Here is a 16,972-nt window from a genome sequence, read left to right as displayed (position 1 = left end):
CCCTTCCGTCGGCCCGAGCAGAATCAGCCGATGGACCCCGTCACGCTGACCACCGACCGTCTGCTCCTGCGCACCGTGGGCTCCCACGACACCGACGCCGTGTACGACGCCGTACAGGACCCCGACATCCAGCGCTGGACCACGATCCCCTCGCCGTATCTCCGCGAGCACGCGTCGAGCTTCACGGACCAGATGGTTCCCGACGGCTGGGCGGACGGCTCCGTGTTCACCTTCGGCGTCTTCGTCCCCTCCGGGGAACTGGTGGGCATGCTCGCGATCACCATGCGCTCCCTGGGCGTCGGCGAGGTCGGCTTCTGGGTGGCCAAGGAGCACCGCGGCAACGGCTACATCACCGAAGCCACCCTCACCGCGTCCCGCTGGGCCTTCACGAACCTCGGCATCGACCGGCTGGAATGGCGCGCCGAGGTGGGCAACAAGGGCTCCCGCGCAGTGGCCGAACGAGCGGGCTTCACCCTGGAAGGCACCCTCCGCTCCGCCATCAACAACAAAGGCGTACGCCGAGACTGCTGGGTAGGCTCCCTCCTCCCCTCAGACCTGGGCCTCCCCTCAACAGCCCCGTACTTGCCGCCACCCTCCAGCCCGTCCAGCGCTTGAGGACAAGCTTGCCGCCACCCTCCAGCCCGTCCGGCGTTTGAGGACGAGGCCGTCCAGGCCGAACGGGGGTCTGGGGGCGGAGCCCCCAGATACGGATGGGACGGGTAGGGGCGGCGGGGGCGAATCACCCCCCCGCCCACACCCACAAACCCGCAGGCCAGCCGCATTGTCAGTGCCACCCCCTATCGTGCGGGCATGACGAGTCTCCCGCGTCCCACCACAGAACTCTCCGCCGACGAGGCCCGCCGCATCGCCCTGCGAGCCCAGGGTTTCCTGGGCGCCCCGAACCGCAGGGGCGGCGTCCGCGGAGTCCTGCGACACCTGGGCGCGGTCCAACTCGACACGATCTCCGTACTCGCCCGCTCCCACGAACTCATCCCGTACGCCCGCCTGGGCGCCGTAGGCCGCAAAACGGTCGACACCGCCTACTGGACGCCGGATTCCATCGGCGCATCTCCGGCACGACCGCACGCCTTCGAGTACTGGTCCCACGCGGCCTGCATCCTCCCCATCGAGGAGTGGCCCCACTTCGCCTTCCGCCGCCGCGCCTACAGGTCCCGCCCGCACTGGCACCACACCCTGCCGGACGGCACATACGACCAGGTCATCAAGCAGCTCCGTACCGAAGGCCCCCTCACCGCCACGGAGTTGGGCGGTGCGAAGCGGACCAGCGAGTGGTGGGACTGGTCGGGCACAAAGGTGGCCGTCGAGCGCGCGCTGATGTACGGCGAGGTGGTGTGCACCCAGCGCCGCGGCTGGAAGCGGGTGTACGACCTCGCCGAGCGCGCCGTCCCCGCCGCGCTGCTCCATGACGAGCTGGACGACACGGAGTGCGTGCGCCGTCTGGTCGATCTGGCGGGCCGCTCCCTGGGCGTCGGCACGCGCGCGGACATCGCCGACTACCACCGCCTCAAGGGCGAGCAGGTCGACGCGGTGATCGCGGACTCGGGCCTGGTCCCGGTGACGGTGGAGGGCTGGGGCAAGCCGGCCTGGGCCGACCCGGAGGCGCTGGAGACTCCCCCACGCGGCCGCCACCGTACGACACTGCTGTCACCGTTCGACTCGCTCATCTGGGAGCGGGCTCGGACGGAGCGGATCTTCGGCTTCACCCACCGCCTGGAGGCGTACACGCCCAAGCCGAAGCGCGTGTACGGCTATTTCGCGATGCCGGTCCTCGCCGGCGGCCACCTCGTCGGCCGCGTGGACCCCGCCCGCGAAGGCCGCACCCTGGTCGCCAAGCAGGTCACCCTGGACGGCGCCAAGGCCGTCCCCGCGGTGGCCCAGGCCTTGGTGGAGGCCGCGAGCTGGGTGGACTGCACGGACGTACGCGTGGAGCGCGTGGACGCCCCGGAGCTGCGCGACCCGCTCACCAGAGAGCTGTCCCGCATCCTCGCATAACCCGACTAACGGATCTCGAGGATCTTCTCCCGCATCGCGTACACCACCGCCTCCATCCTGGAGTGCAGTTGCAGCTTCTCCAGGATGTTGCGCACGTGGTTCTTCACCGTGTTCTCGGAGATGAACAACTCCTTGGCGATATCCCGGTTGTTCATCCCCGTTGCGACGAGCTTGAGAACCTCCAGCTCGCGATCCGTGAGCCGCGGCGCGGGCACCAGTCGGCGCTCGTCCGTCCGCTGGATCATCGATTTGAACTCGGTGAGCAGTTTCGACGCCATCGAAGGGCTGATCTGCGACTGCCCGTCCGCCACCGCGCGAATGGCCGTGGCCACCTCGTCCGTGGAAATCTCCTTGAGGAGATAACCGGTCGCGCCCGCCTTGATCGCGTCGTAGAGGTCGGCCTCCTCGTCGCTGATCGTCAGCATGATGATCTTCGCGCTGGGGGCTACCTCCTTGATGGAGGTACACGCCTCGATGCCGCCCCGTTTCGGCATGCGTACGTCCATCAGCACGATGTCCGGGAGCAGGTCGGCCGCCTTGTCGACCGCCTCCGCCCCGTCACCCGCCTCGCCGACGACCTGGATGTCCTCCTCGGCCGCGAGCACGATCTCCAGACCGCGGCGGAAGAGTGCGTGGTCGTCCACGACGAGGACTCTGATGGGCTCCTTACGTGGAGAGCCCGCACTCGGGCCCATGCCGACGACGGCGTCGGCATCCTCGTCACGCATCGGTCCGAAGCTGTCCGCCATCGTTCCTCCCCCTGCAAGGCCCGTGGCCCGTGTTCCCGTGCCATCGCCAACCCAAGGCAACGGCCCACCGGTTGGGGCCGGTCCGGCCATGATTTCATGCCCGGACGACAGTGCGGTGACAGAGCGGGTAGCGAAGTGGTCGCACACCGGTGCCCCTGGGGGCGCACGCACGCTCCAGGGGCACCGGTTCAGCCGTCACCGGAGGCGGGTCAGCCGCCGAGCGCACCGCCCGGCGCGTCCGATTCGGCCTGGGCGACCATGGGGTCCGTACTGAGGTGGATGACGCCGTAGTCGTACGCGTGCCGCCGGTAGACGACACTCGGATCCTTCGTCTCGGAGTCGACGAACAGATAGAAGTCGTGCCCGACCAGCTCCATCTCGTAGAGCGCCTGGTCAAGCGTCATCGGGGCGGCCACGTGGGTCTTCTCGCGGACGACGAGGGGGCCTTCGCCCATGACCTCGAGGGGGCCGATCTTCTTGGTCGGCACGCTGTCCATGTCGCCCTCGTGGACGACGCTCCCATTTCCGTTCAGCGTCGCCGCGCCCGGGACGTGGTCGGCGACCTCGGCGGCCGAGAGCCTGCCGTTGCCACGGCGGGTGTAGCGCTTGTCGTGCTGCTTGCGCAGCCGGGCTTCGAGTTTGTCCGCCGCCAGGTCGAGTGCTGCATACGGGTCGCTTGCCGCCGCCTCCGCCCGGATCACCGGACCACGGGAGTGGAGCGTGATCTCCACTCGGTCGCAACGGTCGGCCTGCCGAGGGTTGGGCTCCTTGGACACCTCGACGTCGAGGCTGATCACCTTGCCATCGAGCTTCTGGATCTTCTCCAGCTTCAGCTTCTCGGCCACGTGCTTGCGGAACCGCTCGGGCACCTCGGTCTTGCGGCCCTTGACGACGATGTCCACGCAGAACTCCGTTCCCGGATAGCTCCGCTCCACTGGCGGAGCATCTCCCTTTTGCACCAGGTCCCGGTGAGTCCCGGAACCTCGGACTTGGTGACTTCCACCTCCTCCTCCCCCATGGGCAAGATCTCCACCCCATTGCCGCGGGTGATTCAGAAACCCGCAGCACGGCATTCGGATACGCAAGGTACGGCCTGCACCATTGCCTCACAACCGAACATATCTCGCCCGGACGGATGTCGTCACCCTCTACTGCGGCATACCTCCGTTCAGGTGAATTGACTCGGTCATTACCTGCAACGATGGAAGTTCTCGGTCAGTTCCGGTTTATTTCGAAAGACGCTGGCGAGGCCGCGACCACAGCTGCGCAGATCATGGCGCCGACTCCGCTCGTACCCGCCATTCCCCGGACTGTTTGTGTCCGGTCCACACCGGCTGCCGTCACCTCCACCGTCCGTTCCCCCGTTGCTTCCCACACCGTCCCGGCGTATGCATCGACGTCCGCCACCGCCACCCGTACGGCTCGCGCGGCCTCCGTCAACGACGCTCCCGTCGTCATCAAGTCGTCCACGAGCACGACCCGGCCACCGCCCGCCAGCAGCCGGGCACCACCGGCGGCCACCTCCAGGGCACCCGCAAGATTGTCCAGCCGCTGTCGCGAGTTGAGCCCCGACTGGTCCGCCACGGCGCGTCGCTGTCGCAGCACGGTCAGCACACGGGCCGACGTCCCCGTGCGCCGCAGTTCCCCCGCCGCCGCGAGCGCGATCCGCCGCGCCGGATCGTGGCCCCGCGCCCGCACCGCCCGCCGCGACGACGGCACGGGAACAAGCAGCACAGCCCCTCGACCGACTCCGTCGACAACCGACCCCGACCCCGACGGCCGACCGCCCTGACACCACGACTGCCCACCACCCGTCTCCGGCCGACCACCCTCGGACCGCAATGGCCCGCTCCAACGCCTCAGGAGCCCGTCCTGGGCCGTAGACCATCCCTCCTGGGCCGAGAGGCGCACCTGACCCAGCCCTGCCCGCACGGCCCCCGCCAGGGCCGCTCCGAGCGGTGCCGCGAGTGTCAACGCCCCCCGTTCCTTGTGGGCGAGAAGTGCCGCGCGCATCTCGTCCTCGTAAGGGGCCGCCGCATGCACCACCGGCAGCCCAGGCGGCTCCGGATCCGGTCGCACCCGGCGTGGTGCGGCCCCGCTCAGAGCGGCACGGCACTCCGGACAGAGCACCGTGCGAAGCCGTCCGCAGCCTCCGCACTCGGCCGGCAGCACCAGATCGGTGAGGTCCTGCCACCACCCCCGCATGCCCACCACTGTGCCAACGCGCGGGCCGACCGGCCACCCCTGTGGACAACGCCCTGTGGACAACTCCACAGCCGTCACCCGCCAGGGTGAGGCCCGCCCAGAAGCGAGCGGGCCCATCCCCTGACGAACACGCGGGTCTACCCGGGATAAACCGGCGCCGTGCCCTCCTTGACGACCTTCTGCCACTGCTCCCCGGACGACAGCCGCACGATCCCGTCCTCCTCGGAGTGCGCCACCAGCGGCAGCCGATCGTCCTCGGACGCGGCGATCTCCTTCACCCCTGTCAACGCGGAGGGCGCCTGGTTTCCCGGAGTGGAGCCGTCGACCTGGACGTACCGCATCTGCTGCACCCCACCGGACTCGCGCCCGACGACGACAAGCCGGCTGTCCCCGGCCCACGACATGGCCGTGACCTCCTCCAGCTGCGGTGCCACGGAGCGCAGTTCAAGGATCGAGATGACGGGCCGCTCTCCGGACTTGGTGTCGCGCTCGATGCGTCCGACCTGCAGCGAACTCTTGCCGTCCTTCTCGACTATCAGCGCGATCCGCGCCCCGTCGGCGGCCACCCGCACCGCCTCGACGCGCCCATCGAGCCCCGGCGCAGTGACCTCCAGCGGATCGCCCGCGCCCTTCTCCAGCAACAGCAGCCGGGGGTTCTTCGGATCGCGGTCGGCCACCCACAGGTCGCCCCGCCCGTCCCAACTGGGCGTCGTCAGCCGGTCGTCCTCCGTCTTGCCCTGGCTGTGCAGCACCGCGTCCCCGAGCGAGGCGCCCGACACCAGCGAACCGACGTACAGCGAACTCCCGTCGGTCGACACCCCGGCCGCACTGTCCTCGTCCCGCGACACCGCGGCCGCCCGCAGCTTCTTGTCGCCCTCACCCAGCGCACCGGGCACCGGCTCGGGCTGCTTGTCGCCGTTGCCGCTGGGCAGCCGCACGAGCCGCTGCTTCCCGTCGATGAAGTACTGGTACTCGGGCCGCTTGCCCGTACCGTGCGAGGCGATGATCTCCGCCCGGTCCTCGGTGAGCACACACAACTGCGAGCCGTTGGACCGCTGCAGCTCCACCTCGTCGACCCCCGTGGGCGTCAGGTCCTGCAGGGTGAAGAGGAGTTGGGCCGCCATCCTGTCGCACTGGGCCTCTCCGACCCGGTCGGCCTTCTTGTTCAGCGGAACCGTCACCCTGTTCCGGTCGTCCGGCGACAGCGACGTGACGTCCTTCTCCAGCTCCGTGCCGGAGGGGAAGCTGGACGTCACCACCGGGTCCAACCAGCGTGTGGGGCCCTTCAGGAGCGCCCGGACCATCTCCGTCATCGGGGCCACCTCCCCCCGCACATAGACCGGATCGGCGACGGTCCCCAGCTGTCGGCCCGTCCCCGAAGGCGCGTTCGAGGCGAAGTAGTACTTGTTGACGGACACATAGTTGCGCTGGAAGTCGGACTGGCCCATCACCACACCCTGCGGCAGCCCGTCGATGCGCCACTGCTTGCTGTCCTTCTGCAGGGAGAGGTGCACCGTCTTGCTGTACGAGCCCGAGTCCGGCGCGTACGCGTGCTGCCCGTCCACCGTGGCGACCTTTCTGCCGGACAGGGCGTACGAGTAGTCGTCGTCGCTGCCCTCCCTGGTCCCCGCGCGCTCGGACTCGGTGTTCGGCCCGTCCGCGAGGACGGTCGTGGAGCGGTACGGATCCCAGGCCTTGCGGGCACCTGCCGTCAGATACTTGCGCGCCGTCTCGTACTGCGCGTCATCACTGGTCAACGCCTCCAGGAAGCCCTGCACGATCTCCGCCGGCGGGGCATCCTCGCGCGGTGGCATCGCGAAGACCCGGACCTGCGAGTCCGGCCTCGGCGTGGACTCCACCCCGCGCAGATCCCCGCTGTCCGGCATCGAGGCGCACCCGGTCAGCAACAGCGCACCGCAGCCGACGTACGCCCCCACGCGCCCGCGGCGCCGATGGCCGCTCCCCTCGCGGTCAGCGCCCACGAAATGCCTCCCCTTGTCCGAGCTCCTCGGGCTCGCTGCTGTCCCGGCCGCGCTCTTCCACGGTCCGCTCCCCACCTGCGGCAGCCGCACCGTCGGGCCGTCGCGCGGCCCCTGCGGGCCGCGGCACCACGCGCGCGCCGTTGCCCGGCAGCGCCGTCGGATCGGCCGTGGGCGACGCCCCGGCCAGCCGCGGCACCATGGGCGCCCGTGCCGGTGCCCCATTGCCTCCCGCGGTCTGCACCGGCACCGTGGCGAGCTTGCCACTGCCTCCGAGGGGCAGTCCCGCGTCATTAAGTCCACGATTACGCCGCGAGTCCTTGGGCTCCAGGGGTATCGGGGACCCTCGCAGCGACTCGTCCGCGGTCCGCGGCAGCGTCAGCCGGAACTGCGAACCACCGCCCGGCTCACCCCACGCCTGCAGCCAGCCGCCGTGCAGCCGGGCGTCCTCCAGAGCGATGGACAGCCCAAGACCCGTGCCACCGGTGGTACGCGCGCGTGCCGGGTCCGCCCGCCAGAAGCGGCTGAACACCCTGGTCGCCTCGCCGGGCTTGAGGCCGACGCCGTAGTCGCGCACCGCGACCGCGACCGCCCCGCCCGCCGCCGCGAGCTTGACCACCACGTCCTTGCCCTCGCCGTGCTCCACGGCGTTGACGACGAGATTGCGCAGCACCCGCTCCACCCGCCGGGCATCCGCCTCGGCAACCACCGGCTGCTGGTCGCCGACGACCTGTATCCGCGTGCCCTTGCGCTCGGCGAGCGGCGCGGCCCCGCTGACCACACGACGTACGACTTCCCTGAGGTCTATCGCCTCGGCCTCCAGCGCCGCCGCGCCCGCGTCGAACCGGCTGATCTCCAGCAGATCCGCCAGCAGCGTCTCGAACCGGTCCAGCTGATCGGCGAGCAGCTCGGCCGACCTGGCGGTCACCGGATCGAAGTCCACGCGCGCGTCGTGGATGACGTCTGCCGCCATCCGGACGGTCGTCAGCGGCGTACGCAGCTCGTGCGACACATCGGACACGAACCGCCGCTGCATCCGCGACAGGTCCTCCAGCTGCTGGATCTTCAACTGCAAGTTCTGCGCCATCTTGTTGAAGGCCTCGCCCAGACGCGCGATGTCGTCCTCGCCAGTGACCTTCATCCGTTCCTGCAGCCGCCCCGCGGACAGCCGCTCGGCGATCCCCGCCGCCATCCGGACCGGGGTGACGACCTGGCGCACCACAAGCCAGGCGATGGCCCCCAGCAGCACCACGACGAACAGTCCGGCCGTCGCGAGCGTCCCCTTGACCAGGCTCAGCGACTTCTCCTCCTGCGTCAGCGGGAAGAGGTAGTAGAGCTGGTACGGGTCTCCGTTGGGGTCGTTGACCTGCTTGCCGATGACCAGCGCCGGCTGCGAATCCTTGTCGTCCTTGTAGACGACACGGGTGTAGCTCTGAGCCGCCAGCGTGCTGCTGTCGACGCGTGCGCGCAGGTCCTCCGGCACGCTCACCGTCGGATCGACATTGCCCGAGTAACGCGGTCCGAGCCCGGCGCCGCCGTTGCCGGCCGCGGTGGAGCTGAGCGTCACCACGTCGAACGCGCCCTGGCCACCGCTGGAGAGGGACACCACGAGGTCGCTCATCCACTGACTGACGTTCGTGGACGAGCGGGCGTCGGCGCTCGAACCGTCGTCGCCGTTCGCCGTCGCGGCCGAGTCCGCCTTCTGCTTGGCCACCGAGAAACCTCCCGTGGCCTGGCTCTGCGACGCCTTCACCTTGGCGTCCAGCAGACCGTTGCGCACCTGCCCGATGACGACGAAGCCGAGCAGCAGCACGACGCCCAGCGACATCAGCAGCGTCGTGACAACGATCTTGAGCTGGATGTTGCGCCGCCACAGCCGCATCACGGGCAGCAGCGGACGGCGCACCCAGCGCATGAACAGCCGAAGGACCGGGCTGCCCTGGACCCCGCCCTGCAGCAGCCCGCCCTCCACGAACCGGGCCCAGCGGGAGCCCGTCACCTTCCGGCCGACAGGCCGCCCCGAGCGGACCCCCGACTCACCGGGAGCCGAAGCGGCACTGTCCCGGGACATGTCAGCTCGGTCCGGCCTTGTAACCGACGCCACGGACGGTCACCACGATCTCCGGCCGCTCCGGGTCCTTCTCGACCTTGGAGCGCAGCCGCTGGACGTGGACATTGACCAGGCGGGTGTCCGCCGCGTGCCGGTAGCCCCACACCTGCTCGAGGAGCACCTCCCGCGTGAACACCTGCCACGGCTTGCGGGCCAGCGCCACCAGCAGATCGAACTCCAGGGGCGTCAGCGCGATCGACTGCCCGTCCCGCTTCACAGAGTGACCGGCGACATCGATGACGAGGTCACCTATGGCCAGCTGCTCGGGCGCAGGCTCCTCCGACCTCCGAAGGCGCGCCCTGATCCGCGCAACCAGCTCCTTTGGCTTGAACGGCTTCACGATGTAGTCGTCGGCACCCGACTCGAGGCCGACCACGACATCGACGGTGTCGCTCTTCGCTGTGAGCATCACGATCGGCACCCCGGACTCCGCCCTGATCAGGCGGCACACCTCGATACCGTCCCGGCCGGGAAGCATCAGGTCCAGGAGCACCAGATCGGGCTTGCTCTCACGGAAAGCGGCCAGCGCCTTGTCGCCGTCGGCTACGAAAGACGGCTCAAAACCTTCACCACGCAACACAATGCCGAGCATCTCGGCCAGTGCGGTGTCGTCATCGACGACAAGGACTCGTCCCTTCATAAACGACATCATCCCATTAACTAAATCGTTACCTGGCGTGACCTGTCACACAGCTCGGCGAGCGCCTCAGCCGTCACGGGCGCCACGGCGCCCTCTTCGGTGACGATCGCTGTCACCAACTCGGGCGGCGTCACATCGAACGCCGGGTTGTACGCCTGGGTTCCCAGGGGTGCCACCGGTATCCCGCCGCCCGCTTCCGCTCCCGCCACCGGCACCTGCGGCGCCGTGATCTCGGTCACTTCATGACCTGCACGCTGCTCGATCTCGATGGACGCTCCGTCCGGGGTGTCCGGGTCCACCGTCGTCACCGGCGCCACCACGATGAACGGCACATGGTGATACCGGGCCAGCACCGCGAGCGGATAGCTCCCCACCTTGTTCGCGACCGAACCGTCGGCCGCGATCCGATCGGCCCCGATGAGCACCGCGTCCACCTCCCCCGCCGCGAACAGTGATCCCGCCGCGTTGTCCGTGAGCAAGGTGTACGCCATTCCGTTGCGCGCCGCCTCGTAAGCCGTCAGGCGAGCACCTTGCAGCAAAGGACGCGTTTCGTCCACCCAGAGCCGCCGCAGCTGCCCCGCCCGATGCGCCGCGAGAGCCACCGCGAACGCCGTCCCCTCCCCACCGGACACCAGCGCCCCCGTGTTGCAGTGGGTCAGGATCCGATGGCCACCGCCCGGCAGCAGCTCGTCGAGCAGCGCCAGGCCGTGCTCTGCCATCCGCGCACTGGCCTCGGCATCCTCGCGGTGCAACGCCCGCGCCGCCGCGAGCGCTGCCCCGGCGGCCTGCTGCCGGTCGCCACCACCCGACAGCGCGGCACGGTACGCCGCCTGCGCCCTGCGCACGCCGACAGCGAGGTTCACCGCGGTGGGCCGGGCACCTGCCAGCGCGCGAGCCGCTTCGTCCACGTCGAAGCCACGTGCGGCGGCGAGCGCGACGCCGTACGCCCCGGCGATACCCAGCAGCGGCGCCCCGCGCACGGCCAGTGTGCCGATCGCCTCCACCAGTGCGGGTGCGTCCGTGCACACCAGCTCGACCTCCTCGGAGGGCAGCCGTGTCTGGTCGAGAAGGACCAGTACGGGCCCTTCCGGCGGCTCGTCCCAGCGGATCGCCGGTATCTCCAACGGCCCGTCGTTCTCTCGGGATTGCGCGTACTGATCAGCCATCCGCCCAGTCTGCCCCGTACCGGGCGGACAATAGAAGCAGTGCAGCCCATACGGCGGCCGGTCCCATGCCGGGCACACCGTGGCACGATGGCTGCCAACCTGCCGCCGCGACCGCGGACGGGCACCGTGAAGGAGCGACGATGAACGACACTCCGGGCTGGGCCTCGCCCGGATCTGCCCCCTCCGACGGGCAGGAGGCGGACAACTCCAGCGCCGCGCAGCCCACGGAGCAGCCCGCGAACCAGGGCGGCACGGAACAGCCCGAGCCTCCTTCGAAGTGGTCCAAAGAGCAGCCCCCGCCCAGCCAGTGGTCCGCTCCCAGCCCCCACAGCCCCGGCCAGACCCCACCGCCACCGCCACCACCACCCGGCCAGGGCTGGGGCGGCCAACACCCCGGCGGCCCGGGCAGCCACGGAGGCCAGGGCGGCGGATACGGCGGCTGGGGAGGCCCCGGTGGCTACGGAGGCCCAGGAGGACCCAGTGGTTGGGGCGGCAACTGGGGCGGGCCGCCGCCCGCGGCCAAGCCCGGCGTGATCCCGCTGCGCCCTCTCGGCGTCGGCGAGATCCTCGACGGCGCGGTCTCCACGATGCGAACGTACTGGCGCACGGTTCTGGGCATCTCCCTGACCGTCGCGGTCGTCACGGAGATCGCGGTCATCCTGCTCCAGGGCTTCGTCCTGGATGACAGCGCCGGCACGGACGCCCTGGAGGACCCGAGCGCCACCGTCGGCGAGCTCAGCCGCGCCCTCGGCGACACCATGCTCAGCTCCGGCGTCGTCCTGCTCATCACCCTGCTCGGCACCATCATCGCGACGGCCCTGCTCACCTCCGTGACCAGCCGCGCGGTGCTCGGCAAGTCGGTGACCACCACCGAGGCCTGGCGCGACGCCCGACCTCAGCTGCCGAAGCTGTTCGGGCTGACCTTCCTGCTGCCGCTCATCGCCGGCGCGATCATCGCCATCGGCATTCTGCCGGGCGTGATCATCGCGCTCGCCGGCGCGGGCGACGCCGGCGCCGCACTCGCTGTCCTCGGCGGACTCGGCGCCGGGGTCGTCGCCCTCTGGCTGATGATCCGCTTCTCGCTCGCCTCGCCCGCTCTGATGCTCGAGAAGCAGGGCGTTCGGAAGTCGATGAGCCGCTCCGCGAAGCTCGTCCGCGGCTCCTGGTGGCGGGTCTTCGGCATCCAGCTGCTCGCCACGATCATCGCCAACGTCGTGGCGTCGATCGTCGTGATCCCGTTCGCCTTCCTCGCCGCGGCCCTGAGCGGCGACGGCGTCAGCGGCTTCCTCGACAGCGGCAGCGACCTCGGCTGGACCTTCCTCATCGTCAGCGGGGTCGGCTCGGTGATCGGGTCCATGCTCACCTTCCCGATCACCGCGGGCGTCACCGTGCTCCTCTACATCGACCAGCGCATCCGCCGCGAGGCCCTCGACCTCGACCTGGCCCGCGCCGCCGGGGTCCAGGACTACGGCCCCAGCACCCCCGGCACCACCCCGGGGAGTTGATGCGGTGAGTCCGACGGGGGGAGTTCTCACAGCGGCACTGGCACTGCCGCACGCCGGCGCCACGGCCGTCCTCGCGCTGCCGCGCGCCGGCGACGAACCACCGGTGACCATCCCGCGCGACCCCGCGCGGGAGGCGGCCAAGCGCGAGCTGTCCAAGCGGATGTACCACGAGAACGACCCCAGCCTGGTCCAGCGTGCCCTGAACGCCTTCTGGGACTGGGTCGGCAAGCTGTTCAACGCCGCCTCCGCCGCTACTCCCGGCGGAACGCTCGGACTTGTCGTGATCGTGCTGGCGGTGCTGGCCGTGTTGGCTGCCCTGTGGTGGCGCCTCGGCACCCCACGCCGCACTCCCGCACCGTCCGCAGCGCTCTTCGACGACCGCCCCCGCAGCGCCGCCGAACACCGCGCGGCCGCCGAAGCGCACGCCGCCCAGGGCCACTGGAACCAGGCCGTCCAGGAACGCATGCGCGCCGTCGTCCGCTCCCTCGAGGAGCGCGCCCTGCTCGATCCGCGCCCCGGCCGCACCGCGGACGAGGCAGCCGCCGAAGCGGGACGCACCCTGCCCTCCCACACGGACAGACTGCGCGCCGCGGCCCGGGACTTCGACGACGTGACATACGGAGGGCGGGCCGCCGACTCCGGCACGTACCACCGACTCACCGAGCTCGACCGCGACATGGAGCGCACCAAACCCGTGCTCACGAGCAGCGTCCACAGCACGGCCCACAACACCCGCCAGGGGGGCGCCTCATGACCGGGGCCACCCTCGCGTCCACCTCTGCCTCGCCCACTGCCCGGCAGGTATGGACCCGCGCCCGAGGTGTCACACTCGCGATCGTGATCCTGCTTGCGGCCGCCGTCGCGATCGCCGCGATCCGTTCCGGCACCCAGCACGGCCGCCTCGACCCGCGCTCCGCCGACCCTTACGGCAGCCGCGCCGCCGCCGAACTCCTCGGCGACCGCGGTGTCTCCACGCGCGTGGTCACCACCCTCGACGAGGCCCGCGCCACGGCCGGCCCCGACACCACTCTCCTCATCGCAGCCCCCGATCTGTTGACTCCCCGTCAGCAGGACGGCCTCCACACGGCGACCGAGAACTCCGGCGGCCGGACAATCCTGATCGCCCCCCAGTCGCCCTCCCTCGACGCCCTCGTCCCCGGAGTCACCGCCGACCCCGCGATCAGCTTCGACTCGACACTCTCCCCCGACTGCGACCTGCCCGCAGCCCGACGAGCGGGCAGCGCCGACACGGGCGGCGTCCGCTACAACACCACCGATCTCACCGCCAACGCGTGCTACCTCAGCGAGGGCCTGCCCACCCTGCTGCGCATCCCAGCACTCGAAGGGGACGGCGACACCGTCGTCATCGGCGCCCCCGACATCCTCTACAACGACCGTCTCGACGAGCAGGGAAACGCCTCGCTCGCCCTCCAACTCCTCGGCTCCCGCCCCCACTTGGTCTGGTACCTCCCCTCACTCTCCGACACCTCGGCCACCGACGCGGGCAACCAAAGCTTTGTCGACCTGCTCCCCTCGGGCTGGCTCTGGGGCACGCTTCAGCTCTTCGTCGCGGCAGCCCTGGCCGCCCTCTGGCGGGCACGCCGACTCGGCCCCCTCGTACCCGAACGCCTCCCGGTAGCGATCCGCGCCTCCGAAACCGTCGAAGGCCGCGCCCGTCTCTACCGCAAAGCGGCCGCCCGCGACCGCGCCGCCAACGCTCTGCGCGCCACCACCCGCACCCGCCTCGCCCCCCTCGTCGGCGTATCCCCCGCCCAGGCGCACGCGCCCGAGGCCCTGCTCCCCGCCCTGTCCGCCCGCCTCCAGGGCGACGGACAGACCCTGCATTCCCTCCTCTTCGGCCCCCCGCCCCGCGACGACGCAGCCCTCATCTCCCTCGCCGACCAACTCGACGCCCTCGAAAGAGAGGTACGCCGTCCATGATGGACCCGACCACTGACAACGCCGGGTACGCCGGGGATCCGAGCACCGCCCGCTCCTCCCTGGAGTCCCTGCGCGCCGAGATCGCCAAAGCCGTGGTCGGCCAGGACCCCGCCGTGACCGGCCTTGTCGTCGCCCTCCTCTGCCGCGGGCACGTTCTCCTCGAAGGAGTCCCCGGAGTCGCCAAAACGTTGCTCGTCCGCGCGCTCGCATCCGCGCTGGAACTCGACACCAAACGCATCCAGTTCACCCCCGACCTGATGCCGAGCGATATCACGGGCTCCCTCGTCTACGACGCTCGCACCGCAGAGTTCTCCTTCCAGCCCGGCCCTGTCTTCACGAACCTGCTCCTCGCCGACGAGATCAACCGCACCCCGCCCAAGACCCAGTCGTCCCTCCTCGAAGCGATGGAGGAACGCCAGGTCACGGTGGACGGCACCCCGCGCCTCCTCCCCGAACCGTTCCTGGTCGCCGCGACCCAGAACCCGGTCGAGTACGAGGGAACGTATCCCCTCCCCGAAGCCCAACTGGACCGCTTCCTCCTCAAACTGACGATCCCTCTCCCGTCCCGCCAGGACGAGATCGACGTCCTCACCCGGCACGCCGAGGGCTTCAACCCGCGCGACCTGCGCGCCGCCGGCGTACGCCCCGTAGCGGGCCCCGCCGACCTGGAAGCCGCCCGCGCCGCCGTCGCCAAGACAGCCGTCTCCCCCGAAATCACCGGCTACGTGGTCGACATCTGCCGCGCCACCCGAGAATCGCCGTCCCTCACTCTCGGCGTCTCCCCGCGCGGCGCGACGGCCCTCCTCGCCACAGCCCGCGCCTGGGCCTGGCTGACCGGCCGCGACTACGTCATCCCCGACGACGTCAAGGCCCTGGCTCTCCCCACACTCCGCCACCGGATCCAGCTCCGTCCCGAGGCCGAGATGGAGGGCGTGACGGCCGACTCCGTCATCAACGCGATCCTCGCCCACGTTCCCGTACCCCGCTGATGGCACTCACCGGACGCGCCGCCCTCCTGGCGGCCCTCGGCACACTGCCGGTCGGCATCTGGGAACCGAGCTGGCTGGGCATACTCGCCGTGAACGCTCCCCTGGCCCTGGCCTGCGCCTGCGACGCCGCCCTGGCCGCACCCGTACGCCGCCTCGGTCTGACCCGCTCCGGCGACACCTCGACACGCCTAGGAGAAACCGCCGAGGTCACCCTGACCCTCACCAACCCCTCCGGCCGCCCTCTGCGCGCCCACCTCCGCGACGCCTGGCCACCCAGCAGCTGGGAGCCAGGAACCGAGGTCACCGCCTCGCGCCACCATCTGACGGTCCCCGCGGGCGAGCGCCGTCGCCTCACCACCCGCCTGCGCCCCAGCCGCCGCGGCGACCGCCAAGCGGACCGCGTCACCATCCGCTCCTACGGCCCCCTCGGCCTCTTCTCCCGCCAGGGCAGCCACAAAGTCCCCTGGACGGTACGCGTCCTGCCGCCGTTCACCAGCCGCAAGCATCTCCCCTCCAAACTGGCCCGGCTCCGCGAACTCGACGGCCGCACCAGCGTGCTGACCCGCGGCGAAGGAACGGAATTCGACAGCCTCCGCGAGTACGTCCCCGGCGACGACACCCGCTCCATCGACTGGCGCGCCACGGCCCGCCAGACCACGGTCGCCGTCCGCACCTGGCGCCCCGAACGCGATCGCCACATCCTCCTGGTCCTCGACACCGGCCGTACGTCGGCAGGCCGCGTGGGGAATGCCCCACGCCTCGACGCCTCCATGGACGCGGCGCTTCTCCTCGCCGCCTTGGCCTCCCGGGCCGGCGACCGCGTCGACCTTCTCGCATACGACCGCCGGGTACGCGCCCTCGTCCAGGGCCGCGCGGCGGGCGACGTCCTCCCGTCCCTGGTCAACGTGATGGCGACCCTGGAACCGGAACTCGTCGAGACGGACGCACGCGGCCTCACCGCCACAGCACTCCGTACGGCCCCACGTCGCTCCCTGATCGTGCTTCTGACCAGCCTCGACGCAGCCCCCGTCGAGGAGGGCCTACTTCCCGTACTCTCCCGTCTCACCCAGCGCCACACAGTCCTGGTCGCATCAGTGGCAGACCCACACATCGCGCATATGGCGACAGCTCGGGGAACCACCGACGCGGTGTACGAAGCAGCAGCCGCGGCCCAGGCCCAGGCGGAACGCCACCGCACTGCCGAACAGCTGCGGCGCCATGGAGTCACCGTCGTCGACGCCACTCCGGACGACCTGGCTCCTGCGCTCGCGGATGCGTATCTGGCGCTCAAAGCCGCAGGACGACTGTAAGAGCAAACGAGAAAGGGGGCCTCTTGTCTCAAGAGGCCCCCTGAACGCAGAAAACCCCTGTACCGGATTCCCGGTACAGGGGTTTTCTCTACAATTAGTTCGGCGGCGTCCTACTCTCCCACAGGGTCCCCCCTGCAGTACCATCGGCGCTGTGAGGCTTAGCTTCCGGGTTCGGAATGTAACCGGGCGTTTCCCTCACGCTATGACCACCGAAACACTATGAAACAATCAACTACCGCACCACACCCGGTGGCCCCGGGCATGGGGTTGTTCGTGGTTTCAGAACCAACACAGTGGACGCGAGCAACTGAGGACAAGCCCTCGGCCTATTAGTACCAGTCACCTCCAGCGGTTACCCGCCTTCC

14 protein-coding genes and 1 rRNA gene are annotated in these 16,972 nt (G+C 70.3%); 7 read left to right on the top strand and 8 right to left on the bottom strand.

Annotated features, from left to right (window positions below):
• The first annotated feature begins 30 nt into the window (after positions 1–30).
• On the top strand, positions 31–615 hold the full coding sequence (locus ACX28W_RS15030) for a GNAT family N-acetyltransferase (RefSeq protein WP_458999438.1): 585 nt from the start codon (positions 31–33) through the stop codon (positions 613–615).
• A 195-nt stretch (positions 616–810) separates the two neighbouring features.
• Positions 811–2,013: a winged helix-turn-helix domain-containing protein gene (locus ACX28W_RS15025; RefSeq protein ID WP_458999437.1), complete on the top strand. Its 1,203-nt coding sequence runs from the start codon at positions 811–813 to the stop codon at positions 2,011–2,013.
• A 5-nt stretch (positions 2,014–2,018) separates the two neighbouring features.
• Here ACX28W_RS15025 and ACX28W_RS15020 read toward each other — a convergent pair whose 3' ends face one another.
• From ACX28W_RS15020 to mtnA, 7 genes are all read right to left on the bottom strand, one after another.
• On the bottom strand, positions 2,019–2,762 hold the full coding sequence (locus ACX28W_RS15020) for a response regulator (RefSeq protein ID WP_458999436.1): 744 nt from the start codon (positions 2,760–2,762) through the stop codon (positions 2,019–2,021).
• A gap of 209 nt (positions 2,763–2,971) precedes the next feature.
• Entirely contained in the window at positions 2,972–3,664 is a 693-nt protein-coding gene (hpf, locus tag ACX28W_RS15015; protein WP_458999435.1) for a ribosome hibernation-promoting factor, HPF/YfiA family, read from the bottom strand.
• 313 nt (positions 3,665–3,977) lie between these two features.
• Positions 3,978–4,967 carry a ComF family protein gene (locus tag ACX28W_RS15010; RefSeq protein ID WP_458999434.1) on the bottom strand — a complete coding sequence of 330 codons (990 nt, stop codon included), beginning with the start codon at positions 4,965–4,967 and terminating at the stop codon, positions 3,978–3,980.
• A 137-nt stretch (positions 4,968–5,104) separates the two neighbouring features.
• The gene (locus tag ACX28W_RS15005; RefSeq protein ID WP_458999433.1) at positions 5,105–6,949 is read right to left on the bottom strand and encodes an LpqB family beta-propeller domain-containing protein; all 1,845 of its coding nucleotides are present in this window, start codon (positions 6,947–6,949) and stop codon (positions 5,105–5,107) included.
• Positions 6,939–9,017: an MtrAB system histidine kinase MtrB gene (mtrB, locus tag ACX28W_RS15000; protein WP_458999432.1), complete on the bottom strand. Its 2,079-nt coding sequence runs from the start codon at positions 9,015–9,017 to the stop codon at positions 6,939–6,941. Before mtrB ends, ACX28W_RS15005 begins: the two co-directional genes overlap by 11 nt.
• A 1-nt stretch (position 9,018) precedes the next feature.
• Positions 9,019–9,708: a two-component system response regulator MtrA gene (mtrA, locus tag ACX28W_RS14995; protein WP_187284748.1), complete on the bottom strand. Its 690-nt coding sequence runs from the start codon at positions 9,706–9,708 to the stop codon at positions 9,019–9,021.
• 8 nt (positions 9,709–9,716) lie between these two features.
• Complete coding sequence (mtnA, locus tag ACX28W_RS14990) at positions 9,717–10,862, bottom strand: S-methyl-5-thioribose-1-phosphate isomerase (RefSeq protein WP_458999431.1); 1,146 nt, start codon at positions 10,860–10,862, stop codon at positions 9,717–9,719.
• A 140-nt stretch (positions 10,863–11,002) separates the two neighbouring features.
• On the opposite strand from mtnA, the gene ACX28W_RS14985 reads away from it, so the two are divergent.
• Genes ACX28W_RS14985 through ACX28W_RS14965 form a run of 5 tightly spaced genes read left to right on the top strand, consistent with a single transcriptional unit; the run spans position 11,003 to position 16,607 of the window.
• Positions 11,003–12,367, top strand: coding sequence for a glycerophosphoryl diester phosphodiesterase membrane domain-containing protein (locus ACX28W_RS14985; protein ID WP_458999430.1), 1,365 nt, complete (start codon positions 11,003–11,005; stop codon positions 12,365–12,367).
• Between the two features lie 4 nt (positions 12,368–12,371).
• Positions 12,372–13,121 carry a DUF4129 domain-containing protein gene (locus tag ACX28W_RS14980; RefSeq protein ID WP_458999429.1) on the top strand — a complete coding sequence of 250 codons (750 nt, stop codon included), beginning with the start codon at positions 12,372–12,374 and terminating at the stop codon, positions 13,119–13,121.
• A complete protein-coding gene (locus tag ACX28W_RS14975; RefSeq protein ID WP_458999428.1) occupies positions 13,118–14,308 on the top strand; it encodes a DUF4350 domain-containing protein in 1,191 nt (396 codons plus the stop codon). Before ACX28W_RS14980 ends, ACX28W_RS14975 begins: the two co-directional genes overlap by 4 nt.
• Positions 14,308–15,297 (top strand): AAA family ATPase, encoded by a 990-nt coding sequence (locus ACX28W_RS14970; protein WP_458999587.1) that lies wholly within the window; start codon positions 14,308–14,310, stop codon positions 15,295–15,297. The genes ACX28W_RS14975 and ACX28W_RS14970 overlap by 1 nt, the downstream gene beginning before the upstream one ends.
• Entirely contained in the window at positions 15,297–16,607 is a 1,311-nt protein-coding gene (locus ACX28W_RS14965; RefSeq protein ID WP_458999427.1) for a DUF58 domain-containing protein, read from the top strand. Before ACX28W_RS14970 ends, ACX28W_RS14965 begins: the two co-directional genes overlap by 1 nt.
• Positions 16,608–16,704: 97 nt before the next feature.
• On the opposite strand, the gene rrf is transcribed toward ACX28W_RS14965, so the two are convergent.
• A 5S ribosomal RNA gene (gene rrf, locus ACX28W_RS14960) occupies positions 16,705–16,821 on the bottom strand.
• Positions 16,822–16,972 lie beyond the last annotated feature (151 nt).

This window comes from Streptomyces sp. SD15, from assembly GCF_054462255.1.
This window is presented reverse-complemented; position numbering and strand designations above follow the sequence as displayed.

Coding starts and splice junctions, on each gene's coding strand:
- ACX28W_RS15025 (WP_458999437.1), top strand. CDS start 811: ATGACGAGTCTCCCGCGTCCCACCACAGAACTCTCCGCCGACGAGGCC.
- ACX28W_RS14985 (WP_458999430.1), top strand. CDS start 11,003: ATGAACGACACTCCGGGCTGGGCCTCGCCCGGATCTGCCCCCTCCGAC.
- ACX28W_RS15020 (WP_458999436.1), bottom strand. CDS start 2,762: ATGGCGGACAGCTTCGGACCGATGCGTGACGAGGATGCCGACGCCGTC.
- ACX28W_RS15030 (WP_458999438.1), top strand. CDS start 31: ATGGACCCCGTCACGCTGACCACCGACCGTCTGCTCCTGCGCACCGTG.
- ACX28W_RS15010 (WP_458999434.1), bottom strand. CDS start 4,967: ATGCGGGGGTGGTGGCAGGACCTCACCGATCTGGTGCTGCCGGCCGAG.
- mtrB (WP_458999432.1), bottom strand. CDS start 9,017: ATGTCCCGGGACAGTGCCGCTTCGGCTCCCGGTGAGTCGGGGGTCCGC.
- mtrA (WP_187284748.1), bottom strand. CDS start 9,708: ATGATGTCGTTTATGAAGGGACGAGTCCTTGTCGTCGATGACGACACC.
- mtnA (WP_458999431.1), bottom strand. CDS start 10,862: ATGGCTGATCAGTACGCGCAATCCCGAGAGAACGACGGGCCGTTGGAG.
- ACX28W_RS14975 (WP_458999428.1), top strand. CDS start 13,118: ATGACCGGGGCCACCCTCGCGTCCACCTCTGCCTCGCCCACTGCCCGG.
- ACX28W_RS14970 (WP_458999587.1), top strand. CDS start 14,308: ATGGACCCGACCACTGACAACGCCGGGTACGCCGGGGATCCGAGCACC.
- ACX28W_RS14965 (WP_458999427.1), top strand. CDS start 15,297: ATGGCACTCACCGGACGCGCCGCCCTCCTGGCGGCCCTCGGCACACTG.